The organism is Streptosporangium sp. NPDC050855 (assembly GCF_044456585.1).
Classification (GTDB): Bacteria; Actinomycetota; Actinomycetes; order Streptosporangiales; family Streptosporangiaceae; genus Streptosporangium; species Streptosporangium longisporum.
Genome location: NZ_JBITFY010000020.1, coordinates 137,471 through 161,837, shown reverse-complemented (window position 1 = coordinate 161,837; position 24,367 = coordinate 137,471). Strand labels below are relative to the sequence as shown.

Below are 24,367 nucleotides of genomic sequence, written 5' to 3'. Positions count from 1 at the left end.
CAGAGTGGTGAGGTGACCTGTCGAGACTGCAAGACGTGCACCAACGCCGCCGTCGTCCGCGTGGGGCAGCGCTGGATGGTCGGCCTCCTCTACCTGGCCACCGTGGGCGTCGGCTTCGTGGTGAAGCGCGGGTTCATGCGGCACTGCCCGACCTGCAGGCACCTGCTGAGCCGCCACCTGCGCCGGGCGGACGGGTCGTTCCGCGACTAGGCTGTTTCGTTTGCCTCTTGCGAGGCTTGTCATACTTCCCGGATGGAGATGCAAGCCCTGGAGGCGGCACGGCGCTGGCTGGCCGATCGGGGCGTCCGCCAGGTGCGCAACGGGTGGGTGAGCGACGAGAAGCCGGACGTGCCGCTCACCGCCGGCCAAGTGGCGCACTCCTGGGCCGGCGATGTGTTCACCGAGGACCTGGATGCAGCCGACCAGGTGCGGCTGGCCTTCGGGCTGCTGGACCTCCTGGACGAATACTGGGTCACGTGCGAGATCCGGTTCGCGAACGAGGGTGCGGACGGCCCCCTGCCGGCCGGCGTCCTGTGGGACGGCTATCGTCAGCGGTTGGAGGCGGACCGGGACGTCGAGGCCGTCACCTACTCGCTGTGGGTGGACTGGTTCGAGGACCACACCACTTCCGCGACGGCCTTCGGCGAGGTCCTCGGTAACGACGTCGACCGAGTGGTGGCCGAGCGATCGGAACCCCTCCTGCGCCGAGCCCGTCGGGTTCTGGAGTGTTCGGGCCCGGTGCGCTGGACGGTGAAGGAGCCGACGTACCGCACCGTCGTGCGGCTTCCCGCCCTGCATTCGTCCCTCTTCCGCGGTCTTCGGGCGAGCTTCCACGACGTCTACGGCGACCTCGAACCGGCCGCCGCGCTGGCCCTCCTCGACCGGCTGGATCTTCCCGCGAACACCCGGCATCGTGCCGAACTGCGCCACGTACTCGCCGCGGGACACAAGAACCACCACCGCAGCCCCGGCGCCTGGGACGATGCGGTGCGCTCCTGCTCCTGAGCCGCGGGTTCGGCACCTGCCGCGTGCCGGTGAACGCGGACGACCGTGGAGCCCACCGATACGACCCGGTTCACGTCTTCGTCGGCACTGAACCTCCGGCTCCGCCCTCCCGTGGCCGGCGCGACCCCCTCGGGCCGTACGGGTGAGGTGCCAGGCCATGACCGTCCACGACAGGCCCCACAGGAGGAAGAACGGCGACCAGAGCATCAGGTCCCGGCGGGCCAGGTGGAGGGCCTGTTCGGCGTGCCCGTACGGTGGTGGCCGCAGGCCGGTGAGCACCAGCGTGTCGCCGACGAACCCGTAGCCCACCGGGCCGAAGGACCGCACGACGCCGCCCGGCATCACCGATGTCACGACCCCGGCCCCCTGTCCGGCAGCGTGATGACGATGACGTCCCGCCCGCAATCGACACGGCCGGGCGGTGGCGCGCCCCCGTGCTCGTCCTGACGAAGCATCGACTCGACGCGCCGCTGCTCCTCGGCCGTCCACCCCGCGGGCCCCTCCACCCGGGCATCGCCTCCGGGAGGGCGGTGACAGCCGTGCACCACGACCCGCCCACGACCCGCCCACGGTTCCCCTCACCGCCTGACAGCGGACTTGACCTGAGCGTAAGGTTTCTGTTCCCCCTATGTACGGCGGGCGCGAAGCGATTCATGATCGGCTCAGCACCCGGCACACCCCCCGGACAGAGGTAGGTCCCTTGTCTAGACGCCATGCCCTCCAGATCGTCCTCATCCTGCTCGCCGCCCTCGGCTGGGCCGTGGTCCCGACCACCCCGGCGACCTCGGCCACCGTCGCGCCGCCCGGCTCCATGTCCGGGCTGGGCGACTCGATCACCCGCGGGTTCAACGCCTGCGGCTGGTTCGCCGACTGCACCAGCCGATCGTGGTCGACGGGGTCGAGCACCTCGGTCGACAGCCACCGCAACCGGATCAGGACGCAGAACCCCGACCTGGTCGCCTACAACGACGCCCGGTCGGGCGCGAAGATCGCCGACCTGGCCGGGCAGGCGAGGACCGCGGCCTCCCGGGGCGTCGACTACGTGACGATCCTGATGGGCGCCAACGACGCGTGCACCTCCTCGGAGTCGTCGATGACCTCGGTGGCCGACTTCGAGAGCGGTTTCCGGGCGGCGATGCAGGAGCTGGCGGCCGGGATCCCGCAGGCGTCGGTGTTCGTCGCCAGCATCCCCGACCTCAAGCGCCTGTGGTCGGTCGGCAAGGACAGCTCCTCGGCGCGTACGGCGTGGAGCGCCTTCAACATCTGCCGGTCGATGCTGGCCTCCCCTCGCTCGACGGCCGCGGAGGACGAGGCGCGCCGTGACCGGGTCAGGCAGCGGGTCGTCGAGTTCAACGACGTGCTGGCCCGGGTCTGCGCGGAGTACAGCACCTGCCGGTACGACGGCGGCGCCGTCTTCTCCTACCCCTTCACGCTGAGCCAGCTCAGCACCTGGGACTACTTCCACCCCAGCACCAGCGGGCAGCGGGCCCTCGCGGAGGTGACCTACCAGCCCCTCCTTGCGACGGCGTCCGACGTGTAGCCGAGAATCCGCCCCCGGCCGAGGGCTCGTTCGCGGCCGGGGGCATTTCCGCGCTTCATCGGGGTATCGCGGGGGCGCCAGCGGCGCCGACGCGACAGAGGAGGACCCGGGTGAACGAGCGGCACCGCCAGGAGTTGCGGGTACGGGTGACCCATCACGGTCACTGCAGCGTCCTGGAGATCGGCGGGCATCTGGACTTCATCACCGGGCCCACGCTCGTCGACCACGTGGAGGCGGTCTGGGAGCGGAGCCCGGGTCCCCGCCTGGTGATGGAGGTCTCCGGGCTGACCTTCTACGACTCCACCGCGCTGGCGGTGCTGGCCAACACCCACCACCGGGTCCTCGCCACCGCCACCGGCCGGCTGGTGTTCGTGGGCATGCCTCCCGGGTTGCGGCACCTGCTGCTCCGCACCGGCCTGCTGCCCCACTTCGCGCTGCGCGACAGCGTCGACGAGGCCGTCGCCGACCTGCTCCCGACGGCGTGAGGACCCGTCCCCGCACAGACCGGTGACGCGCGCCGGCCGTTGCCGGTCGCCGAGGCTCCCTCCCCGGACGGTCTGGCGGCGTCTCGTCCCGCGTGCCCGCCCGCGGCACGCACCGACCTTACTCCCTTTCCTGGTTTGACAGGTTAGATGCCGGCATCGTAGCGTCTCACCGACGAAATCAATTATGACGGTTAGGTGCGTCCGGGTACGCCCGCCGGGCACCCGGAACCGCGGATCCTCCGATCGAGGATCGCGACGGCACGGGCCCCGGTCCGGTCCCGGCTCCGGCTCCGGCTCCGGCTCCGGCTCCGACGGTGACGCAACGGGGACGACGGCGGTGACGGCGACGGCCACGGCCACGGGGCGACAGCCATGGCCACGGCCGTGGCCGGGCCTGGCGGACGTCCGCGAGCGCCGATCCCGGCCGGCAGGCCCGGCCGTCACCACACCGACCCATCGGGAGCCCGACATGAGCACCGGCCACCACGACAGCGAACCCCCGCGCCATCCGCTGCCGCCCTTCACCGCCGACACCGCGCGGGACAAGGTGCAGGCCGCGGAGGACGCCTGGAACAGCCGCGACCCCCGGCGCGTGGCCGCCGCCTACACGCCCGACAGCACCTGGCGCAACCGTTCGACCTTCCTCACCGGCCGCGACCGGATCGAGGCGTTCCTCACCGACAAGTGGGAGCGCGAGCTCGACTACGCCCTGCGCAAGGAGCTCTGGGCGTTCGGCGACGACCGCATCGCCGTCCGGTTCCAGTACGAATGGCATGACGCGACCGGCCAGTGGTGGCGCAGCTACGGCAACGAGCAGTGGGAGTTCGACGCCCGCGGCTACATGAGCCGCAGGGAGGCCAGCATCAACGACGTCCCCATCGCCGAGGACCAGAGGCGCATCCACGGCCCCCGGCCCACCGGCGACCGCACCGCCATCCCCCTGCGCTGACCCGGCCCGGACCCGACCCGGACATCGGCCCGGACGTTCCGCGCCCGCCCGCGGCGGCGGGAGGGTGCGGAGTGCCGGTGGTCAGGCGCAGGTGTACCCGGACGGCGGCGCGGTGTCGCCGTCCGGGCGGCTCACCTGGAAGCCGACGCCGGTGACGGAGACCCCGGGGGCGAGGGTGCCGTCGAAGACGGCGTTCCTGATCGTCACGGTCCGCCCGCGGCGCACATCACCGTTACCATCCATCCGCTGGATGCGGCCATGCGAAGAATCAATTTCCTAGATTCGCTTCGTTGGCCCAGGGTTGGGGGCACCGTAACGGGAGGAAACACCTTGGAAACACCCCCGCCCTCTGCCGGCCCGTTCGCGCTCGGCACCTTCTCCACCGGTGACGGTCCGGCCTTCCCCGGCCTGGTCGCCGGTGACCGGGTCCTGGACCTGCGCACCGTCCCCGGCCTCCACGCGACCGGCCGGGACGCGCCGACCGTCCGCGCGCTGCTGGAACGGTGGGACGCCGTGCTGCCGCTGCTGCACGCCGCCGCCGCGTCGTCCAGGGACGAGTGGTCGCCGCTCGCCGGCCTGCGGGTGCACGCCCCGGTCGAGCCCCGGCAGATCCTGCAGTCCGGCGCCAACTACCGCACCCACGTCATCGACCTGGCGGTGGCGCACGAGCCCGCGGGCGGACGTCCCGCCGAGCAGGTCAGCGCCGAGACCGCGGCGATGATGGACCGCCGCGCGGCCGAGGACGAGCCGTACGTGTTCGTCGGCCTGCCCTCCTCGGTCACCGGCCCCTACGACGACGTGGTGATCCCGGCCTGGTGCGCCAAGCCCGACTGGGAGCTGGAGCTGGCCGCGGTGATCGGCCGCCCGGCCTTCCGGGTCCCGGTCGAGCGGGCGGCCGAGCACGTGGCCGGCTACACCGTCGCCAACGACCTCACGGCCCGCGAGCTGGTGTTCCGCCGGGACATGCCGGAGATCGGCACCGACTGGCTGCGGGCCAAGAACGCGCCGACGTTCACCCCGCTGGGCCCCTACCTGGTGCCGTCCGCCTTCGTCGCCGACCCCGGTGACCTGCGGATCACGCTGAGGCTCAACGGCGAGGTCATGCAGGACGAGTCCACCAAGGACATGATCTTCGGCGTGGCGCGGCTGGTGTCGTACGTCTCCCGGACCGTGAAGCTGCTCCCCGGAGACCTGGTGCTCACCGGCAGCCCGGCCGGCAACGGCATGCACCGGGGACGGCTGCTGCGGCCCGGCGACGTGATGGAGGGGACGATCACCGGTCTGGGCGTGCAGCGCAACCGGTGCGTGGCCGACCCGCACGGCCGGGAGGGCTGATGCTCGACCGTACCGACCCCGAGGGCGCCATCGCCGAGGCCGCCGCCCGCTGCTCCAACTGGGGCCGCTGGGGGGACGACGACGTGCTGGGCACGGTCAACTTCATCGACGAGGCCGAGCGCCGCCGGGGCGCGGCGCTGGTCCTCCGGGGCGTCTCCTTCTCCCTGTCGCAGCGCTTCGACACCGACGGGCCGCAGAAGGGCTGGCGGCGCCGTACCAACCCGGTGCACACGATGACCGACACCGGCCTGGACGCGGTGCACGGCGATCAGGGTTTCCCGCACGGGTTCGGCGGCGCGGACGACGTCATCGCCATGCCGCTGCAGTGCTCCACGCAGTGGGACGGCCTGGGTCACATCTTCGACCACGGCGTGGCGTGGAACGGCCGTCCCGCCGACAGGGTGGTGACCTCCGCGGGTGACCTGGTCACCGGCATCGAGCATCTGGCCGCGCCCGTCGCGGGCCGCGGCGTCCTGCTCGACGTCGGCCGCGCGTTCGGCGAGCAGGGAGAGCTGCCGGACGGCTTCGCGATCACCGAGGAACACCTCGTCTCCACCGCCGAGGCGCAGCGCGTCACGGTCGGCCGCGGCGACATCGTGTGCGTGCGCACCGGCCGGCTCACCCGGGCTCGCAGGGAGGGCTGGGGCGACTACGCCGGCGGTCCCGCCCCGGGCCTGTCGTTCACCACCGCCGGCTGGCTGCACCGCACCGAGATCGCCGCGATCGCCACCGACACCTGGGGCTTCGAGGTGCGTCCCAACGAGTTCGACCACGCCTTCCAGCCCCTGCACCAGGTCGTCATCCCGCACATCGGCCTGCTCGTCGGCGAGATGTGGGACCTGGACGCCCTCGCCGCCGACTGCGCCGCCGACGGCGTGCACGAGTTCTGGCTCACCGCCGCCCCGCTGCCCGTCACCGGCGCGGTCGGCTCCCCCGTCAACCCCCTGGCCATCAAGTGAGACCACATGACCGCGATCGGTAACGTCCTCATCGTCGGCGGCGGCACCGCCGGATCGGCCCTGGCGATCCTGCTCGCCCGCGGCGGCGTCGCCGTGGACGTCGCGGAGATCAAGCCCGAGCTCACCGCGCTCGGTTCGGGCATCACCCTGCAGGGCAACGCGCTGCGGGTGCTGCGCGACCTCGGGGTCTGGGAGCGGGTCGCCGCCTCGGGCTTCGCGTTCGACTCCCTGGGACTGCGCACCCCCGACGGGAGGCTGCTCGCCGAGATCCCCGACGCCCGCACCGGCGGCCCCGACCTGCCGGCGACGCTCGGCATGAACCGCCCCGAGCTGGCCGCGATCCTCGCCGACGCCGTACGCGGGTCCGGCGCGCGGATCGCGCTCGGCCTGACCGTGGAGAGCCTCACCGACACCGACGACGGCGTGCGGGCCCGGATGTCCGACGGGACCACCGGCACCTACGACCTGGTCGTGGGCGCCGACGGCATCCGCTCCAAGGTCCGCGGGCTGCTGGGCGTCGAGGCCGCCGTCCGCTCGACCGGCATGGGCATCTGGCGCATCCACACCCGCCGCCCCAAGGAGGTCGAGCGCACCGACCTGGTCTACGGCGGCCCCTGCTTCATCGCCGGTTACTGCCCCACCGGCGAGGACACCATGTACGCCTACCTGGTGGAGAGGGCCCGGTCCCGCGAGTCGGTGGCCGACGCCGACAAGCCCTCCCACATGCGGGCGCTGGCCGAGGCCTACGGCGGCGCGTGGGAGGCGATCCGGGCCGACATCACCGACCCCGACCGGATCCACTACACCTGGTTCGAGTCGCTGCTGGTGGAGCGTCCCTGGAACCGCGGCCGCGTCGTGCTGATCGGCGACGCCGTGCACGCCTGCCCGCCCACCCTCGCCCAAGGCGCGGCCCAGTGCCTGGAGGACGCCGCCGTCCTTGCCGAGCTGCTGCTCGGCGCCGATCGGCTCGGCCAGCCGCTGTTCGACACCTTCATGGACCGCCGGTACGAGCGGGTGAAGGCGGTGGTCGAGGCGTCCCTGCGCCTGGCCGAGTGGCAGCTCCACCCCGCCCCGGACGCCGACGTGCCCGGCCTGATGGGCCGCATCGCCGAGATGGTGACGCGACGCCCGTGAACGCCACTCCCCCGAACCTCACACCCGCTCACGCCGCAACCCCTAACGCCACATCCGAGGACGTCGTGCCCGCGGGCACGGCGCCCCCCGGCGACACGCCCGCGCCGACCGTCGACGTGCACGCCCACGTCATCCTGCCCGGCGTCGAGCAGGCCGTGGCGGACCACCCGGGCCTGCGGGAGCACCGGGCACTGGACGCGCGCCGCAACGGGCCCGAGTCCCTGTCGGTCTCGGGCCGGATGATCGGCGAGCGCGTCGCGCGGCTCACCCGCGTACCGGACCGGCTGGCCGACATGGACGCCGCCGGGGTGGACGTCCAGATCGTCAGCCCGTCGCCGTCGCACTACCACTACTGGGCCGACGAGGAGCTCGCCGAACGCGTCTGCCTGCTGGCCGCCCAGGGCACCGCCGAGCACTGCACCCAGGCCCCCGGCCGGCTGTACGGCCTGGGCCTGGTGCCCCTCCAGCACCCCCCGCTGATGGTGAGGCTGCTGGAGCACGCCCTCGGCCTGGGCCTGAAGGGGGTGGAGATCTCCTCGCACGCCCCCGGCCGGGAACTGTCGGACCCGGGGTACGACCCCTTCTGGGCACGGGCCGCCGAACTCGGCGCCGTGGTGTTCGTCCACCCGTTCGGCTGCACTCTGGACGAGCGGCTGGACCGGTTCTACCTGTCCAACATCGTCGGGCAGCCGGTCGAGAACGCCGTCGCCCTGTCCCACCTGATCTTCTCCGGGGTGCTGGACCGGCACCCCGGCCTGAGGATCGTCGCGGCCCACGGCGGCGGCTACCTGCCCACGTCCCTGGGCCGGGCCGACCACGGGTGGCGGGTGCGCCCGGAGGCGCGCGGCTGCGCCTCCCCGCCGAGCACCTACCTGCGGCGCCTGTGGTTCGACTCCCTGGTCTACGAGCCCGCAGCCCTGCGCGCCCTGGCCGGTGTCGCCGGGACCTCCCGGGTGCTGCTCGGCTCGGACCACCCCTTCGACATGGGCGTCGAGGACCCCCTGGACCGGCTGCGCGCCGCCGGGTTCGACCGGGACGCCTTCGACGCGATCCGCGGCGGCAACGCGGTCGCCCTCTTCGACCTGTAAGGACTCTCCGATCTGCAAGGAGCACGACCGTGCCCGACCGTCTCATCACCCACCTGCGCCACGTCGACCTGGCCGTGCCCGACCACGACAGGCAGCGGGAGTTCTACTCCGGCGTCTGGGGCCTGACCGAGGTCGCCGGCGACACCGGCATCAGCTTCCTGGCCGCCGAGGGCTCGCCCGAGCAGTACGTCGTCCGGCTGCGCAAGGCCGACGAGAAGCGGCTCGACCTGATCTCCTTCGGCGCCGCCACCCGGGCCGACGTCGACGCCCTCGCCACCCGGCTGCGCGCCGCGGGCGTCCCGCTGATCTCCGAGCCCGCGACGATCGACACCCCCGGCGGCGGGTACGGCTTCCGCTTCTTCGACCTCGACGGCCGCACCGTGGAGGTCTCCGCCGACGTGGCCGTCCGCGCCCACCGCAGGCTGGAGCCCAAGGAGGCGGTCCCGGTGCGCCTGTCGCACGTGGTGCTCAACGCCCCCGACATCGACGCCACCCGCGCCTGGTACGAGCGGCACCTGGACTTCGCGCTGTCGGACACCCTGGCCCACCCGCACATGGGCCGGGTCATGCACTTCATGCGCTGCAACCCCCAGCACCACAGCCTGGCCATCGCCCGCGGCCCGCACACCTCACTGCACCACGTCAGCTTCGAGCTGCGCGGCGTCGACGAGTACATGTACGGCACCGGCCGGCTGCTGCGCGCGGGCGTCCGCATGATCTGGGGGCCGGGCCGTCACCTGGCCGGGGACAACACCTTCTCCTACTTCCTGGACCCGCACGGCAACACCGTGGAGTACACCACCGAGCTGGAGGAGCTCGACGAGGACGCCTGGCACCCCCACGTCCACGACTTCTCCGCCCCGGAGGTCACCGACCAGTGGGGCACCGCCAACCCGATGAACGAACTCATCGCCAAGGAGTCCTTCAACGACCCCGACCGCGGCGTCTTCGTCGCCCCGCCGGTCTGAGGCCGTCGTGCGTCTCGCGACCTTCACCCACCGGGGCCTGCGCCGCAGCGGCATCGTCGAGGGCGGCGTCGACGGCGTCGAGGGCGGCGTCCTGTCGCCCTTCCCCGAGGGGACCGACCTCCTCGACGTCGTCCGCACCGGCCGCGTCCCCGCCACCGGGGCGGCCGTGCCCCTGTCCGAGGTGCGGCTGCTCCCGCCGGTCGAGCCGCCCTCGGTCCGTGACTTCGTCACGTTCGAGGAGCACGTCGAGGGCGTGCGCCGCAGCGTGAGCGGCGCCGAGGGCGTCCCGGACGCCTGGTACGACGCGCCGGCGTTCTACTTCGCCAACCCGTCCGCGATGGTCGGCGCCCACGACGACGTCCCGGTGCCGCCCGGCTGTCACGTCCTGGACTTCGAGCTGGAGGTGGCCGCGGTCGTCGGCCGCGAGGGCCGTGACCTCTCCCCCGAACGGGCCCGCGACCACATCTTCGGCTACACGATCTTCAACGACTGGTCGGCGCGGGATCTGCAGTCCCGGGAGATGCAGGTCGGGCTCGGCCCGGCCAAGGGCAAGGACGGCGCCACCACCCTCGGCCCGTGGCTGGTCACGGCCGACGAGCTGGAGCCCTACCGCGACGCCGACGGCCTGCTGCGGCTCGCCCTGACGGCCGAGGTCAACGGCCGGGAGGTCGGCCGTGACCTGCTGTCCAACATGAGCTGGACGTTCGAGGAGCTGGTCGCCCACGCCTCGCGCGGCACCCGGGTACGTCCCGGCGACGTGCTCGGTTCCGGGACCTGCGGCAACGGCGGCTGCCTGGCCGAGCTGTGGGGCCGGCGCGGCCGCCAGGACCCGCCCCCGCTCCGTCCGGGCGACACCGTCACCCTCACCGTCGAGGGCATCGGCTCGGTCTCCAACACGATCGTCCCCGGTACGGCCGCGTCACCGGTCCCGCGGGCCCGTGAGCGTCCCCGTACCCGCCCCTGACCCCGGTCCGGGCCGGTGGGCGGGGCCGCGGCGGAAGCTCGTGGCGCTCATGCCGAAGTGGGCCCTGAAGCGGCGGGCGAAGTAGTTCTGGTCCGGCCAGCCGACCAGCTGCCCGATACGGGATATGGGGTGGTCGGTCTGCACGAGCAGCATCGCCGCGGTCTCGGCCCTGCGGCGCGCGAGATAGGCCATGGGCGGCACCCCGAAACCCGCCTTGAACAGGCGTACCAGGTAGCCCGGGGTCAGGAAGAGCGTGTCGGCCAGCTCGCCCAGCGACCAGTCGTGTTCGAGGTCGGCCTCCATCAGCCGGACGGCGTCGGCCACCGCCGGATGGACGGGCGGCCCGGCCGGGTCCGGCTCCCCGGCCGTGCCCGGCTCGGCACGGGCGAGCCGGCTCGTGAACAGCAGCAGGTGCCCGACGAGATCGGCGCGGTGCGTCGTTCCCGGCTTCCCGGCCAGGTCGCGCAGCGCGTCGAGGTGGGCGACACAGTCGGCGAGCCCGCGCCGGTCGAGCAGCGCGAGACCCGGTCCCGGACGACGCGGCCCGCCGCCGCCACCACCGCTGCGGTCACCGTCGTGGTCGCCGTGGTCGCCGTGGTCGCCGTGGTCGCCGTGGTCGCCGTGGTCGCCGTGGTCGCCGTGGTCGCCGAACAGCCGGGCGAGCAGCGGATCCTCCCGGGTCCAGGCCAGCTCGCACAGCAGCACCTCGCGCCGGAAGGCACAGCAGTACGTCTCCAGCCGCCGGCAGTCCTCGTAGGCGTGCCACGTCCCCGGAGGGAGCAGCAGGACATGACCGGCCCGGACGCGGTCCCGGGTGGTTGCGGTGCGATGGACCGCCTCACCGGAGGTGACGACGGTGATCTCGACGTGAGGGTGGGCGCGCGGGGTCGCGTCCGCGGAGGCGGGCCGCAGGCGTCCGGCCTGGAAGACGCGATCACCGAGCCGCGGGCAGCCCGTCACCGGCCTCGCGGTGCCCGCGAGGAGGTGCGCGGAGGGGTGCGGAGCCGTCGTCACCGTGTCGCCTCCCTGGGGGTCCTTCCCCACTCTGGGACACCCCGAGGAATTTGGGAAATAGATAGGCTGTATGAACGAATCCATCTCATGAATTCGAGGGATCGATGGGCCTGGAGAGGCTGGACCTGAACCTGCTGGTCACGCTGCACGCGCTGCTGGAGGAGCGCAACGTCACCCGGGCCGGTCAGCGGATCGGGCTGAGCCAGCCCGCCACCAGCGCGAGCCTGGCCCGCCTGCGGCGGCACTTCGACGACGAGCTGCTGCTGCGCGTCGGCAACGGCTTCGAGCTCACCCCGCTCGCCGCCTCCCTGGTCGGCGCGACCTCGCTCGCGGTCAGCGTCGTCGAGCGGGTCTTCTCCGCCAAGCCCGACTTCGACCCGGCCACCTCCGACCGCGAGTTCACCCTGGTCGGCTCCGACTACGTGCTGACCGTCATCGGCGGGGAGCTCACGCGCGCCGTGGAGCGCGAGGCCCCCGGGGTCCGCCTGCGCTTCCTGCAGATCAACATCCCGAGGGTCGACGACATCGACACCACGCTGCGCTCGGTGGACGGGCTGCTGATGCCGCACGGCTTCATCACCACCCATCCGGCGGTGGACGTCTACACCGACCGGTGGGTCATCATCGCCGACCGGGACCACCCCGACCTGCGCGACGGCATCACCATGGACCACCTGCGAGAGCTTCCGTGGGCGGTGACCTTCCAGAGCCCCACCGGCATGGCGTCGGCGGCCCGGCAGCTCGCCATGCTCGGGGTGGAGCCGCGCTTCGAGGTCGTGGTGGAGAACTTCCAGTCCCTGCCCTTCCTGGTCCCCGGCACCAGGCGCATAGCGCTGCTCCAGGAGCGGCTGGCCCTGCGGCTGGCCGCGGTGGCCGACGTCCAGGTGCTGCCCTGCCCGTACGAGGTGGTGCCCGTCATCGAGGCGTTCTGGTACCACGCGGCCAACCACGCCGACGCCGGGCACCGCTGGTTGCGCGAGATCCTCGTCGGCGTGGGAGAGCGGGTGGACCGGCCGTAGCCGGGCCACCCGCTCCGGGGTCCTCGGACGTCCCCCGGTGCGGGGGCCTCCGGTCAGGGGATCTGGAACGCGCCGGTGAGCGAGATGTTCCGCGAGGAGGCGCCCACCTGCACCGCGTACCGTCCCGGCGGCGTGACCCACCGGTCCGTCGCGGCGTCCCAGTAGGACAGCGGCCGGTTCGGGGCCGCCGGGTCCAGGGTGACCTCCACCATCTGCGAGGCGTTCGGTGCCAGCGTCACCCGGGCCCAGCCGGCCAGCCGCCTGGGCGGTTCACCGGCCTGGGCGGGCAGCCCGAGGTAGACCTGGGCGACCTCGGTGCCGGCGCGCTGCCCGGTGTTGGTCACCAGGAACCTGACCTTGACCGGCTGCCTGCCGTCGGTCCGCGGCGGGGTGACGGTGAGGGTGCCGTAGGAGAACGTCGTGTACGACAGCCCGTGCCCGAAGGGGAACAGCGGTGTGATGTTCCTGCTGTCGTACCAGCGGTAGCCGACCTTGAGCCCTTCGGCGTGGTCCACCTGGCGGATGCTCTGGTCGCCCTCGGGGCGGGTCGTCCCGCCGCCGGGCAGCACACCGGGGTACTGGCGGGGCGATCCGGCGGTCGGCAGGTCCGACAGCGACGCGGGGAAGGTCTGCGGCAGCTTCCCGGACGGGTTGACGTCGCCCCACAGCAGGGAGGCGATCGCGTTGCCCTGCTGGACCCCGGGGTACCACGCCTGCAGGACGGCCTTGACCTTGCCCAGCCACGGCATCAGGACCGGGCCGCCGGTCTCCAGCACCGCGACGGTGCGCGGGTTGGCCGTGGCCACGGCCGAGATGAGGGCGTCGCCGCCGCCGTCCAGGGAGATGTCGGGCAGGTCGGCGAACTCGCCCGCGGTGTAGTAGCCGAAGACGACGGCCACGTCCGCGCTCGCGGCGACCCTGGCCGCCCTCGCGGGGTCGCTTCCGTCGTCGAAGACCACCCGGCCCCCGTCCCTGGCGGCCCGCGCGGTGATCGCGTCGAGCGGCGCGACCGGGTTCGGGCAGTCGACGTAGGGGCCGCCCGGGGGCATCAGCCAGGTGGCCGAGCAGACCGTGCTCGCGCTGACGCCGTTGGTCGGGGTGCGGGACGCGGTCGGGCCGATGACGGCGATCGTCCTGCGCTGCCCGGTGAGCGGCAGGACGGCCGCCTCGTTCTTCAGCAGCACGCCGCCCTCCTCGGCCACCCGGCGGGCCACCGCCTGGTTCGCCGCCGACGACACGTTCGCGGCGGCGGTGGCCGGCAGGGGACGGTCGAACAGGCCCGCGGAGACGAGCGCCCGTACGACACGGAAGGCCGCGGTGTCGATCTGCGCGGTGGTGATCTGCCCGGCGGCCAGCGCGGCCCTGAGCTTCTCCGGCGTCCAGTAGGTGGGCTTGTTCAGCTCCTGGTCCAGCCCGGCCCTCAGGGACGGGGCCGTGGAGGTCACCGCCCAGAAGTCGGAGACGACGAAGCCGCCGAACCCGATCGTGCCGCGCAGGTGGTCGGTCAGCAGGGTGGGGTTCTCACATGAGTGGACGCCGTTGACCTGGTTGTAGGCGCACATGACGCCGCCGGGCGAGCCCTTCTTGACGGCGATCTCGAACGGCAGCTCGTAGATCTGGCGCAGGGTGCGCTCGTCGATGTTGGACGAGCTCAGCGTGCGGTCGGTCTCCTGCTCGTTGCCGACGAAGTGCTTGAGCACCGACAGGACGGGCGCCTGGGGGTTGCCCTTCTGGATCCCCTGGATCTCGGCCGCGGCCAGGTCGCCGCTGAGCAGCGGGTCCTCGCCCAGGTACTCGGAGGTGCGGCCGTTGAGCGGGGTGCGCCCGCTCGCGATGCCGGGGCCGAGGAAGACGTTACGGCGCTTGCGGAACGCCTCGTCGGCGACGGCGCGTCCCTTGGCGGTGCTCAGGGACGGGTTCCAGCTCGCCGCCTGCGCGATGGGCGCCGGGAAGGCGGTCACGCCGGTGTCGCCGCGGATGCCGAAGGGCCCGTCGGTGTAGGTGAGGGCGGGGGCGCAGGCGACCTGGGCGGGGTAGACGACCCCGTCGGGGAACTGCGTCCGCTGCGGTTCGGCGGCGGGCTGCTCCACCAGCCAGCGCATCTTCTGCTCCAGGGTGGAGGCGTCCAGCAGGGTGCGCGCGCGGGTGTCGGCGGATTTCGTGGTGTCCATCCACGCGCAGGGGGCGGCGGTGGCGTGCGCCGCCGTCGTGACGTGCAGGACGGTGGCGGGAAGCGCGAGGCAGAGGGCGAGCGCGAGCCGCCTCCGGTTTCGTGGCCGATGATGCACCTGGGGTCCTCCGAGGCTGAAAGGGCCGTGGCCCGGTGGGATGGGCCGAGAACCGCCGCCGAGGTGTTTCCGGCGTGTTTCTCGGCCTGCACGGATCATCAGCCGTCGGGTGAGGGGGGCATAGGCCGCGATGAACCACTGCTAGCACGGAACTGACATCGGGCCCGGAGCCGCCGGGGAGTTCGCAGGTCAGTCGTGCCGGGAGGGTTCCCGGTGCTCGCGGCGGCCGTCGCGGGCCGTGGCCGGCCGGTGGGCGAACCTCCTGCGGTAGCCGGAGGGGTTCATACCGAAGTGCGCCTTGAACCTCCGGGCGAAGTAGTTGGGGTCGGGCCACCCGACCCGCTCCCCGATCCGGGCGATCGGCTCCCGCCCGAGCAGCAGCAGGACCGCGGCGCGTTCCGCGCGCTGCCGCGCCAGGTACGCCATCGGCGGCAGCCCCGTCACGGACGTGAACAGGCGGACCAGGTACTCGGGGGTCAGCCGCAGGTGCGCGGCCAGCTCCGGAAGCGTCCAGTCGTGGGCGGGCCGGTCCTCCATCAGCCGCATCGCCCGGACCACGGCCGGGTGGGCGGGCCCGGCCGGCTCCCCGGAGTCCTCGCGGGTCTCGGCGGCGGCCCGCGCGAGGTGCCCCAGCAGGACCGACAGGTGCCCGATGACGTCGCCGCGGCGGGAGCCGGGACGCGCGCGCGACCGGTCCAGGTCCTCCAGGTGGACCAGGCACGCGCGCAGGCTCTCCTCGGTCAGCGTGAAGGCCAGGGTCCCCCTGCGCCCCGCCGAGTACGGGCCGGTCCACAGCAGGTGTCCCAGCAGCGCGTCCTGCCGGCTCCAGGTGAGCTCGCGGTGCAGGAGCTCGGCGCCGAAACAGCAGTTGTAGACCTGCAGCCGGTCGCAGTCCTCGTACCCGTGCCAGGTGCCGGGCCGCAGCAGGACGGCGTCGCCGCGGCCCAGCGACTGCCTTCCCGTCATCGTGTGGTGGAACCCGCTGCCCCCGACGACGACGGCGACCTCGACGAAGCTGTGCGTGTGGGCGTAGAAGAAGTCGTGGTGGACGTACTGCCCGGCGTAGACCGGCGAGCCGTCGGTGAGGTAGAGCAGACCTTCCGACTCCGCCACCGGATCGTCGTACATGGGCGCACCCTACCTCGCCGGTACGAGGCCGATCTCGTCCTGGCAAGTGGTGCGTTCCGGCCTGCCGGGTGCGCCCCCGGGGTGGACGATCAGGCCGGGGGACCTCCCCGGTCCTCCAGCAGGGTGGAGATCGCCCCGTCCAGCCGGGCCGCGCGCCCGGCCGGGGTCCTGGCCTTCAGCAGCGGCAGGATCAGCCGGTAGCGGCCGGTCCTGCCCAGCGCGTCGAAGCGGGCGGCGGCGCGCGGGTGGGCCGCCAGCGCACCGGCCAGGTCGGCGGGGACGACGGCGTCGCGCTGGGCGGTGTAGGCGGCCTCCCAGCGGCCGTCCGCCCGGGCCGCGGCGACCTCGGCCAGGCCGGGCGGGCGCATCCGCCCGGCGGCGGTCAGCTCCTCCACGCGCTCGACGTTCACCCGCGACCAGGCGCCGCCCCTGCGGCGGCGCGAGTACCGCTGCAGGTAGAAGTCGTCGTCGTGGGCCCTGCGGTGGCTGTCGATCCAGCCGTAGCACAGCGCGACCTCCAGCGCCTGCGTGATCGTGACCGACGTGGCGGCCGACCCCTTCTTCGCGATCCTCAGCCAGGCGCCGTCGCCGCTCCCGTGGTGGGAGGCCAGCCACGCCTCCCACGCCGCGGCGTCCTCGAAGTGCATCATCGGCCCAGCATCTCCAGGTAGTGGCTGTTGTACATGACGCCCAGCACGTTGCCGAACGGGTCGGCCACCGACGCGGCGACGAAGCCGGGGCCGTGCTCGGTGAGCGGAGTGTGGAGGGTGGCGCCCATGGCGAGCAGCCGGTCCAGCGCGCCTTGGACGTCGTCGACGTGCCAGTGGGTGATCGCGCCTCCCGGCGCGGCGGAGGCGCCCGGCGGGGCGAAACGCCGGTCGATGATGCCGAGCTCGGCCTGGTGGTCGCCGATCCGGAACTCGTAGTACGCGGCCGGCAGCCCGTTCCCGGGACGCTCGAAGTACGGCTCGACGCCGAGCAGGTCGGCGTACCACTCCTTCGCCGCCTCCAGGTCGTCCGCCCAGAGGGTGACGGTGGCGAGTCCTCGCAACATGTGCTTCTCCTTCGCCGCCGGGGAGCCGCCGGGGGTCCGGCTGCCGTGCTCCGAGGCGATGTCCATGACCCTAGGGGGGCAACAGGTCATTGAACGTCCTAGAAGGGATGGCAGGATGGGGGCATGCGCGATCCCTCCGGCCGGCTGCTGCGGCTGCTGTCCCTGCTGCAGACCCCGCGCGAGTGGCCGGGCGCCGAACTCGCCGGCCGCCTGGGCGTCACCTCCCGGACGATCCGGCGCGACGTCGACCGGCTGCGCGAGCTCGGCTACCCGGTCCACGCCACCCAGGGCAACGTCGGCGGCTACCGGCTGACCTCCGGGACGGCCATGCCCCCGCTGCTGCTCGACGACGAGGAGGCGGTCGCCGTCGCCATCGGCCTGCGCGCCGCGGCCACCGCGGCCGTCACCGGCATCGAGGACACCTCGCTCCGCGCCCTGGCCAAGCTGGAGCAGGTCCTCCCGGCACGGCTGCGCCCCCGGGTGGCGGCGCTGTCGGGGGCGGCCGTCGTCCTGCCCCCGCGGGACGGCCCGGCCGCCGACGCCGGCGTCCTGGCCGCGCTGGCCGCCGCCTGCGTGACGCACGAGAAGGTCCGTTTCGCCTACACCAGGCCGCACGGCGAGGCGACCCGGCGCCTGGTGGAGCCGCACCGGCTGGTGGTCTGGGAGCGCCTGTGGTACCTGGTCGCCTACGACGAGCACCGGGCCGGGTGGCGTTCCTTCCGGGTGGACCGGATGGGCGAGCTGCACCGCACCGGCGTCCGCGTCCCCGCCCGCGAGCTGCCCGGCGGCGTCGACACCGAGACCTGGGTGACCCGGCAGATGCCGCCCCGCGACGTCCGGGCCCGGCTGCTGCTGCACGTGCCCCTCGAACGGGCCGCCGAGAGCGTCCCCGCCTGGCAGGGGGTCCTGGAGGCGGTCGACGACGACTCGTGCCTGCTGCTCACCCACCCCGACTCACCGCGGCACCTGGCCTACCGCGTGATGCTCCTGCCGGTCGACTACACCCTCCTCGACCCCCCGGAACTGGCCGGTCACCTCCGCGCGATCACCGAACGCGCCGGACGGGCCATCGGCGCGTTCGCCGGTACGGACCGTGCCTAGCGTCCCCGCTCCGGCGGGACGGCCGGTCCCGTCGTCCCCGTCGTCGTTCCCGGCCGTCGCCTCCACGGTGCGGGCTCACCCCCCGGGGGCGTCCCGATCGGCCAGGACCGCGAACAGGGCGTCGAGGGCAGCCGGGTAGGCACGCTCGGACGGGGCGCCGAAGCCGGCCAGCAGCCCCTGCGGGCGGCCTGCGGGGTCGTGGTGGAGCTCGGTCAGGCCGCGTACGGCCAGGCCCCGGCGGTCGCACCGGGCCAGCAGGTCGTCCTCGGCGGGGGCGCCGGGCGGGAGGGTGAGCAGCGTGTGCAGCCCGGCCGGGACGCCGTGGGCGACCAGGCCCGGGACGGTGGCGACCCTGGTGAGGAGGAGCTCGCGGCGGCGGCGGTAGCGCAGGCGGGCGGCACGGATGTGGCGGTCGTAGGCGTGGGTGGTGATCAGATCGGCCAGCACGAGCTGGCCCAGGGTCTCGGTGTACTGGTCGGCGTGCCGCTTGGCCCGCGTCACCGGCTCCACCAGGTGGGGCGGAAGGACCATCCAGGCGAGGCGGAGGGCGGGGCCGAGGGTCTTGGACACGGTGCCGCAGTACACGACCTGGTCGGGGGCGACTCCCTGCAGGGCGCCGACGGGCTGGCGGTCGTAGCGGTACTCGCCGTCGTAGTCGTCCTCGACGACCAGGCCGCCGGTGGAGCGCGCCCACGCGCACAGTGCCTGGCGGCGGCCGGGACGCAGCGGGACGCCGGTCGGGTACTGGTGCGAGGGCGTGAGGAACGCCGCCGCGTCGCGGTGGGTCAGCTCCTGCGTGCGGGCGCCGTGGGCGTCGACGGGCAGGGGGCGGACGGTGAACCCGGCCCGCCGGACGACGTCGCGGAAGACGTTGTGGCCGGGGTCCTCCACGGCCGCGGTACGGGCGCCGCCCGCGACCAGCGCGCCGCAGAGCAGGCCCAGGCCCTGGTGGTAGCCGGAGGTGACGACGATCCGGTCGGGGGTGGTGATCACGCCGCGGGTGCGGCCCAGGTAGCCGGCGAGCGCGGCGCGCAGCTCGATCCGTCCCTGCGGGTCCCCGGCGCCGAAGACCTCGGGACGGGCGCGGGCGAGCACCCGGCGGGTGGAGGCGAGCCAGGCCCGGACGGGGAAGGCGCTGACGTCCGGCAGGCCGGGGCGGAGGTCGTGGCGGGGGGCGGCGGGCGCGGGCGCGGGGGGCGCGGGCTCCCGGGTGCCGAGCGGGACCTCGGCCACGCCGGTGCCCGATCCCGGCCGCGTGGTCAGGTAGCCCTCCTCGACGAGCTGGTCGTAGGCGGCGCTGACGGTGCCCCGCGAGAGCCCGAGCTCCCGTGCCAGCCCGCGGGTGGAGGGCAGGAGCGTCCCGGCGGGCAGCCGTCCCTCGCGGATCGCCTCCCGCAGGGCGGACTCCAGGCCGGAGCGCCGCCCGCCCGCCGTGTCCGGGGAGATGTGCAGGTCTAGTCGGGAACCGGACCAGTGTTTCGGCATGAAACCGGATCTTAATCCTGGTCCGGTGGTCCTCTACGGTCGTGGTGAGCCAGAACGAAGGGAAACCGCAGTGATCGTGATCGCCCATCTCAGCGACCCCCACATCGACGACGGGCGGCGCAGCGTCGAGCGCGTCAAGGCCGTCATGGACCACCTGGAGGATCTCCCCTACGACCTGGACGCCGTCCTGGTCACCGGCGACATCGCCGACCACGCCCTTCCTGCCGAGTACGAGCGGGCGCGCCGGTTGTTCACCTCCCGGCATCCGCTGCTGATCTGCCCCGGCAACCACGACGAGCGCGCCGCGTTCCGGCGGCACCTGCTCGGCCGGCCGGGAACGGAGGAGCCGATCAACCAGGTGCACCGGACGTCCGGTGCCGTCATCGTCCTGTGCGACTCCTCGGTCCCCGGGAAGGACGAGGGCTTCCTGGAGGAGGAGACGCTGGCGTGGCTGGAGGACACCTTGGCCGGCACCCCGGCGGAGGTTCCCGTCCTGGTGGGCTTCCACCACCCGCCGGCCCGGCTGCAGATCCCCTTCATCGACGCCATCCGCCAGTTCGGGGCCGAGAGGCTCGCCGCGGTCGCGGAGCGTCACCCCAACCTGGTGGCCTTCCTGTGCGGGCACGCCCACACCGCGGCGGCGACCACCTTCGCCGGACGGCCGCTGCTGGTGGCGCCGGGACTGGTCTCCACCGTCCGCCTCCCCTGGGAGCGCCGGTCCGCCAACCCCGACGACCACGTCCATCTCGACCGGCCGCCCTCGCTGGCCTTCCACGTCCTGGACGACGAGGGGGGGCTGACCACCCACTACCGGTCCGTCGTCACCCCCGCGGGCGGCACGGACCCGGGGTCGTACGGCGCCGCGTGAGCGGGGGCTCCCCCTTCGCGGGCCTCCCCGCCCGCGCGTGAGCGGGCCGCGGGAGACCGGATCGGCGGAGGACGGCGGCGGGGGTGAGGGGGGTGAGGGGGACGCGGGAACCCGGGGCGTCCCGGTGGGGACCCCTCACCCGGAGGGGCGGTCCGCCATCGTCGTCATGATCAGTCCGGCGGTGATGTCGGGGCCGTTGAACTCCGAGACGACGGCCCCGTCGCGCAGGATGACGACGCGGTCGGAACCTTCGACGAGTTCCTCCAGGTCGGAGGAGATGAGCAGGACGGCCAGTCCTTCTGCGGCCAGGTCGTCGATGAGGGCCTGTACCTCTGCCTTGGCGCCGACGTCGATGCCTCGGGTGGGTTCGTCCAGCAGCAGGACCTTGGGGTTCATGGCCAGCCAGCGGGCCAGCAGGACCTTCTGCTGGTTGCCGCCCGACAGCTCACCGGCACGCTGACCCGGACCCGCGGCCTTGATGCCGAGCCGCCTGATGAAGATCTCGACGATCCGGTCGATCCTGCTCTCGGAGACGATCCCCGCCCGTGACAGCTGCGGCAGCGCCGCGAGCACGATGTTCTCCTTGACCGACAGCGAGCCGATCAGCCCTTCGGTGGTGCGGTTCTCGGGGAGCAGGCCGATTCCGGCGCGGATGGCGCTCCTGACCGTACGGCCGCGTACGGGCAGGCCGGCGACCGTCACCTCGCCGGAGTCCAGGGTGAGCGCGCCCGCGATGGCCTTGGCGGTCTCGCTGCGTCCCGAACCGATCAGCCCGCCCAGGCCCACCACCTCACCGGGGCGGATGGCCAGCGACACCCCGTTCAGGACGTGGTCCTTGACCAGGCCGGTGGCGCGCAGGACGGGGTCGTCGGCCGGTTCGGGGTAGCGGACGGCGAACGCGGTCGTGCCCTGCTCGGCGATGTCGGCGGGGTTGCGGCCGAGCATCAGCGAGAGGAGCCGGAGCCGGTCGAGCCCGGCGACGGGGCCGGTGTGCACGACGCGGCCGTCGCGCAGCACGGTGACCCGGTCGCAGACGCGGTCGAGCTCCTCCAGCCGGTGGGTCACGTAGAGCACCGACCGGCCCTGGGCCCGCAGCCGCGCGATCACCTCGAAGAGGGTCTCGGCCTCCGGGGAGTCCAGCGACGAGGTGGGCTCGTCCAGCACCACCACCCGCGCGTCGGCCTGGACGGCACGGGCCAGGGCGACCATCTGCTGGGTACCCGGCCCGAACGATCCCAGCGGGCGGCGCACGTCCAGGCACAGGTCGTACTCGCGCAGGATCTCCTCGGTCAGCCGCCGGGCCCGCGCGGCGTCGATGAGGCCGAACCGGTTACGGGGTTCGCGGCCGAGGAACAGGTTGCGCGCGACGCTCATGCTCGGGACGAGGTTGCCCTCCTGGTGGATGGTGGAGATCCCGGCCCGGCGGGCGTCCAGGGGGCCGGCGAACCGCACCTCCTCGCCCCGCAGCCGCAGCCTTCCCGAGTCGGGGCGGTGCACGCCGGTCAGCACCTTGACCAGGGTGGACTTGCCGGCGCCGTTCTCCCCCACGAGGGCGTGGACCTCTCCCGCGCCGAGGGTCAGGGAGACGTGGTCGAGGGCTCGGACACCGGGAAAGTCCTTGACGATTCCCGCCGCCTCGACGGCCCGGATGCCGGCTGCCATAAGACTCCTCCGTGGATCGCCCGGGAGCATGTCCCGATGATGACCGAGAAAGGAAACGATCCCGTAAAGGAACGGTCGCCTTCGGCCTCAGGTGATCGGCCCGTCCCTAGCGGCGGGCGACGTGCAACCGCACCCCCCGGGAGGCGAGGTCGTCCAGGATCTCCGTGGGGGCCCCGTCGTCGGTGACGAGGTGGGTGATGTCCTCGGTGGGCACGGTCTGGACCATGGTGTCGATACCGATCTTGGTGTGGTCGGCGAGGACGACCACGTCCTCGGCGGCCCGCGCGATCGCGCGGTCGACGCTGGCGACCTGGAGGTTGGGGGTGGACAGGCCGCGCTCGGTGGTCAGCCCGTTGCCCGAGATGAAGGCGCGGCGCACCCGCAGCCCGGCCAGCGACTGCTCGGCGGGGCTGCCGACCAGGGCGTGGATGGAGCCGCGCAGCGTGCCCCCGGTCATCACCACCTCGATGCGCGGGCAGTCGGCCAGGGCCTGGGCCACCAGGAGCGAGTTGGTGACGACGGCGAGCTCGCCGTACCTGACCAGGCGGCGGGCGAACGCCTGGGTCGTGGTGCCGGCGCCGACGGCGATCGCGTCGCCGTCCTCGACCAGGGAGGCGGCCAGGTCGGCGATGACCGTCTTCTCGGTGTCGGCCACCTGGGCCTTCTGCAGGTAGGTCGGCTCGCGGGAGAGCTCGCCCGGCAGGGTGGCGCCGCCGTGGTGGCGGTCGAGCAGCCCCTCGCCCTCGAGGATCCGCACGTCACGGCGGACGGTGACCTCGGAGGAGCCGACCGCCCGCGCGAGGTCGCGCAGGGAGACGGCACCGTTGGCGCGCACCAGGTCGAGGATGCGCTGGCGCCGCTCGGCCGCGAACACCGGCCGCGCACCGTCGGCCATATCGCTGGTCTTTCCGTCCGTCACCTGTCCGCCCGCCCTGTGACTAGTGCTGATCGGCCCCGATCATAAAGAATCCGGATTACGGGTGGATGACGGTACCGGCCCGCCCTCCCGGCGGCCTGCGCGCTTCCGCGGAGCTCCCGGAGCCTGTCACGGCCGGTGGACCCGCCGTTTCCGTCGCGGGGTCGCCCCTCTGTTAGCGATCACATTTGATCACCTTTGCAAAAAATTTGATCGAATGCGATCGATTGTGATTACTAAGTGACGGGAAGGTTACTGGTTTGTTGCGCTTCCCTACCACCCTTTGATCATCGCATGATGGCCTCGCCTCCAGGAGGACAGATGTCCCCGCTCGCATACCGTTCCCGCCACGCCGTCGTCCTGCTCGCCACCGCCGCCCTGCTCGCCTCGGGGTGCGCCAAGTCCGAGACCACCACCGCGGCCCCCGGCCCGTCCGACTCCCAGGCCCAGGGACAGGTGGTGCAGACCCCCACGGGCTCGGCCGGCCCCGGATGCACGCTCCAGCAGTACGGCGGGACCGCGTTCGACCTGAAGACCGCGGTGGTCGGCTTCTCGCAGTCGGAGAAGGAGGCCAACCCGTTCCGCATCGCCGAGACCCAGTCGATCAAGGACGAGGCCGCCAAGGCCGGCATCGCCAACCTCAAGGTCACCAACGCCCAGTCGCAGTTCTCCAAGCAGATCAGCGACGTGCAGCAGCTCATCGCCCAGGGGGCGAAGCTGCTGGTGATCGCGCCGCTCAACTCCGACGGCTGGGAGCCGGTCCTGCAGCAGGCCGCGGCCAAGAAGGTGCCGATCATCACGATCGACCGGAAGATCAACGCCAAGCACTGCACCGACTACCTGACCTTCATCGGGTCCGACTTCACCGAGCAGGGCAGGCGCGCCGCCGACCAGATGATCAAGGCGATGGGCGGCAAGGGCAAGGTCGCGATCCTGCTGGGCTCCCCCGGCAACAACGTCACCACCGAGCGGACGGCCGGCTTCAAGGAGCGGATGGCCGCCGAGGCGCCGGAGATCGAGATCACCTTCGAGCAGACCGGTGAGTTCGCCCGCGAGAAGGGCCAGCAGGTCACCGAGCAGCTCATCCAGTCCAACCCCGACATCGACGGTATCTACGCCGAGAACGACGAGATGGCCCTCGGCGCGGTCACCGCGCTCAAGGGAGCGGGCAAGAAGCCCGGAGACGTGAAGATCGTCTCCATCGACGGCACCCGGGGCGCGGTCCAGGGCATCGTCGACGGCTGGCTGCAGGCCGTGATCGAGTCCAACCCGCGCTTCGGCGCCCTGGCCTTCTCGACGGCCCAGAAGTTCCTGGACGGCGAGAGCATCCCGGAGAAGGTCACCATCGCCGACCGCGAGTACGACGAGGCCAGCGCCAAGTCCTCGCTGCCCCAGACCTACTGAT

The 24,367-nt window shown here is 73.0% G+C and carries 25 protein-coding genes; 15 read left to right on the top strand and 10 right to left on the bottom strand.

The window, feature by feature from the left end:
* The first annotated feature begins 12 nt into the window (after positions 1-12).
* Positions 13-210: a hypothetical protein gene (locus ACIBCT_RS32640; protein ID WP_399195218.1), complete on the top strand. Its 198-nt coding sequence runs from the start codon at positions 13-15 to the stop codon at positions 208-210.
* Positions 211-252: 42 nt separating this feature from the next.
* On the top strand, positions 253-1,005 hold the full coding sequence (locus ACIBCT_RS32635; RefSeq protein ID WP_399195216.1) for a hypothetical protein: 753 nt from the start codon (positions 253-255) through the stop codon (positions 1,003-1,005).
* Between the two features lie 350 nt (positions 1,006-1,355).
* Here the strand turns inward: ACIBCT_RS32635 and ACIBCT_RS32630 are convergent, their stop codons facing one another.
* Entirely contained in the window at positions 1,356-1,511 is a 156-nt protein-coding gene (locus ACIBCT_RS32630) for a DUF6191 domain-containing protein (RefSeq protein ID WP_399195214.1), read from the bottom strand.
* Positions 1,512-1,705: 194 nt separating this feature from the next.
* Here ACIBCT_RS32630 and ACIBCT_RS32625 point away from each other — a divergent pair, with 194 nt between their 5' ends.
* From ACIBCT_RS32625 to ACIBCT_RS32615, 3 genes are all read left to right on the top strand, one after another.
* Positions 1,706-2,545 (top strand): SGNH/GDSL hydrolase family protein, encoded by an 840-nt coding sequence (locus tag ACIBCT_RS32625; protein WP_399195212.1) that lies wholly within the window; start codon positions 1,706-1,708, stop codon positions 2,543-2,545.
* A gap of 110 nt (positions 2,546-2,655) precedes the next feature.
* Positions 2,656-3,030, top strand: a complete 375-nt coding sequence (locus tag ACIBCT_RS32620; RefSeq protein WP_399195210.1) for an STAS domain-containing protein — start codon at positions 2,656-2,658, stop codon at positions 3,028-3,030.
* A 469-nt stretch (positions 3,031-3,499) separates the two neighbouring features.
* Positions 3,500-3,979 (top strand): nuclear transport factor 2 family protein, encoded by a 480-nt coding sequence (locus ACIBCT_RS32615; protein WP_399195208.1) that lies wholly within the window; start codon positions 3,500-3,502, stop codon positions 3,977-3,979.
* 81 nt (positions 3,980-4,060) lie between these two features.
* Here ACIBCT_RS32615 and ACIBCT_RS32610 read toward each other — a convergent pair whose 3' ends face one another.
* The gene (locus ACIBCT_RS32610; protein ID WP_399195206.1) at positions 4,061-4,186 is read right to left on the bottom strand and encodes a hypothetical protein; all 126 of its coding nucleotides are present in this window, start codon (positions 4,184-4,186) and stop codon (positions 4,061-4,063) included.
* A 123-nt stretch (positions 4,187-4,309) separates the two neighbouring features.
* Between ACIBCT_RS32610 and ACIBCT_RS32605 the strand changes: the two genes are divergently transcribed.
* The 6 genes from ACIBCT_RS32605 (at position 4,310) to ACIBCT_RS32580 (ending at position 10,427) form a co-directional block, all read left to right on the top strand.
* Entirely contained in the window at positions 4,310-5,314 is a 1,005-nt protein-coding gene (locus ACIBCT_RS32605) for a fumarylacetoacetate hydrolase family protein (RefSeq protein ID WP_399195204.1), read from the top strand.
* A complete protein-coding gene (locus ACIBCT_RS32600) occupies positions 5,314-6,273 on the top strand; it encodes a cyclase family protein (protein ID WP_399195202.1) in 960 nt (319 codons plus the stop codon). Before ACIBCT_RS32605 ends, ACIBCT_RS32600 begins: the two co-directional genes overlap by 1 nt.
* A 6-nt stretch (positions 6,274-6,279) precedes the next feature.
* Positions 6,280-7,407, top strand: coding sequence for an FAD-dependent oxidoreductase (locus tag ACIBCT_RS32595; protein ID WP_399195200.1), 1,128 nt, complete (start codon positions 6,280-6,282; stop codon positions 7,405-7,407).
* 65 nt (positions 7,408-7,472) lie between these two features.
* Positions 7,473-8,495, top strand: coding sequence for an amidohydrolase family protein (locus tag ACIBCT_RS32590; RefSeq protein ID WP_399195198.1), 1,023 nt, complete (start codon positions 7,473-7,475; stop codon positions 8,493-8,495).
* A gap of 29 nt (positions 8,496-8,524) precedes the next feature.
* Complete coding sequence (locus ACIBCT_RS32585; protein WP_399195196.1) at positions 8,525-9,463, top strand: VOC family protein; 939 nt, start codon at positions 8,525-8,527, stop codon at positions 9,461-9,463.
* A 7-nt stretch (positions 9,464-9,470) separates the two neighbouring features.
* Entirely contained in the window at positions 9,471-10,427 is a 957-nt protein-coding gene (locus tag ACIBCT_RS32580; protein ID WP_399195194.1) for a fumarylacetoacetate hydrolase family protein, read from the top strand.
* Here the strand turns inward: ACIBCT_RS32580 and ACIBCT_RS32575 are convergent.
* A complete protein-coding gene (locus tag ACIBCT_RS32575; protein ID WP_399195192.1) occupies positions 10,383-11,441 on the bottom strand; it encodes a helix-turn-helix domain-containing protein in 1,059 nt (352 codons plus the stop codon). The two genes, ACIBCT_RS32580 and ACIBCT_RS32575, sit on opposite strands and share 45 nt — an antisense overlap.
* A 104-nt stretch (positions 11,442-11,545) precedes the next feature.
* Here ACIBCT_RS32575 and ACIBCT_RS32570 point away from each other — a divergent pair, with 104 nt between their 5' ends.
* Positions 11,546-12,460: a LysR family transcriptional regulator gene (locus ACIBCT_RS32570; RefSeq protein ID WP_399195190.1), complete on the top strand. Its 915-nt coding sequence runs from the start codon at positions 11,546-11,548 to the stop codon at positions 12,458-12,460.
* Positions 12,461-12,513: 53 nt separating this feature from the next.
* Here the strand turns inward: ACIBCT_RS32570 and ACIBCT_RS32565 are convergent, their stop codons facing one another.
* The 4 genes from ACIBCT_RS32565 to ACIBCT_RS32550 form a co-directional block, all read right to left on the bottom strand.
* The gene (locus ACIBCT_RS32565) at positions 12,514-14,748 is read right to left on the bottom strand and encodes a glycoside hydrolase family 3 C-terminal domain-containing protein (RefSeq protein ID WP_399195188.1); all 2,235 of its coding nucleotides are present in this window, start codon (positions 14,746-14,748) and stop codon (positions 12,514-12,516) included.
* Positions 14,749-14,937: 189 nt separating this feature from the next.
* Positions 14,938-15,876, bottom strand: coding sequence for a helix-turn-helix domain-containing protein (locus ACIBCT_RS32560; protein WP_399195186.1), 939 nt, complete (start codon positions 15,874-15,876; stop codon positions 14,938-14,940).
* Between the two features lie 89 nt (positions 15,877-15,965).
* Positions 15,966-16,526 (bottom strand): YdeI family protein, encoded by a 561-nt coding sequence (locus tag ACIBCT_RS32555; protein WP_399195184.1) that lies wholly within the window; start codon positions 16,524-16,526, stop codon positions 15,966-15,968.
* A complete protein-coding gene (locus ACIBCT_RS32550; protein WP_399195182.1) occupies positions 16,523-16,996 on the bottom strand; it encodes a VOC family protein in 474 nt (157 codons plus the stop codon). Before ACIBCT_RS32550 ends, ACIBCT_RS32555 begins: the two co-directional genes overlap by 4 nt.
* 57 nt (positions 16,997-17,053) lie before the next feature.
* Between ACIBCT_RS32550 and ACIBCT_RS32545 the strand changes: the two genes are divergently transcribed.
* A complete protein-coding gene (locus tag ACIBCT_RS32545; protein ID WP_399195180.1) occupies positions 17,054-18,031 on the top strand; it encodes a helix-turn-helix transcriptional regulator in 978 nt (325 codons plus the stop codon).
* A gap of 75 nt (positions 18,032-18,106) precedes the next feature.
* Here ACIBCT_RS32545 and ACIBCT_RS32540 read toward each other — a convergent pair whose 3' ends face one another.
* A complete protein-coding gene (locus tag ACIBCT_RS32540) occupies positions 18,107-19,516 on the bottom strand; it encodes a PLP-dependent aminotransferase family protein (RefSeq protein ID WP_399195178.1) in 1,410 nt (469 codons plus the stop codon).
* 70 nt (positions 19,517-19,586) lie between these two features.
* On the opposite strand from ACIBCT_RS32540, the gene ACIBCT_RS32535 reads away from it, so the two are divergent.
* Complete coding sequence (locus ACIBCT_RS32535; RefSeq protein ID WP_399195176.1) at positions 19,587-20,384, top strand: metallophosphoesterase; 798 nt, start codon at positions 19,587-19,589, stop codon at positions 20,382-20,384.
* Positions 20,385-20,519: 135 nt separating this feature from the next.
* Here the strand turns inward: ACIBCT_RS32535 and ACIBCT_RS32530 are convergent, their stop codons facing one another.
* Positions 20,520-22,046 (bottom strand): sugar ABC transporter ATP-binding protein, encoded by a 1,527-nt coding sequence (locus ACIBCT_RS32530; protein ID WP_399195174.1) that lies wholly within the window; start codon positions 22,044-22,046, stop codon positions 20,520-20,522.
* Between the two features lie 106 nt (positions 22,047-22,152).
* On the bottom strand, positions 22,153-22,941 hold the full coding sequence (locus tag ACIBCT_RS32525) for a DeoR/GlpR family DNA-binding transcription regulator (protein WP_399195235.1): 789 nt from the start codon (positions 22,939-22,941) through the stop codon (positions 22,153-22,155).
* Between the two features lie 342 nt (positions 22,942-23,283).
* On the opposite strand from ACIBCT_RS32525, the gene ACIBCT_RS32520 reads away from it, so the two are divergent.
* Positions 23,284-24,366 (top strand): ABC transporter substrate-binding protein, encoded by a 1,083-nt coding sequence (locus tag ACIBCT_RS32520; protein WP_399195172.1) that lies wholly within the window; start codon positions 23,284-23,286, stop codon positions 24,364-24,366.
* Position 24,367: the final 1 nt, after the last annotated feature.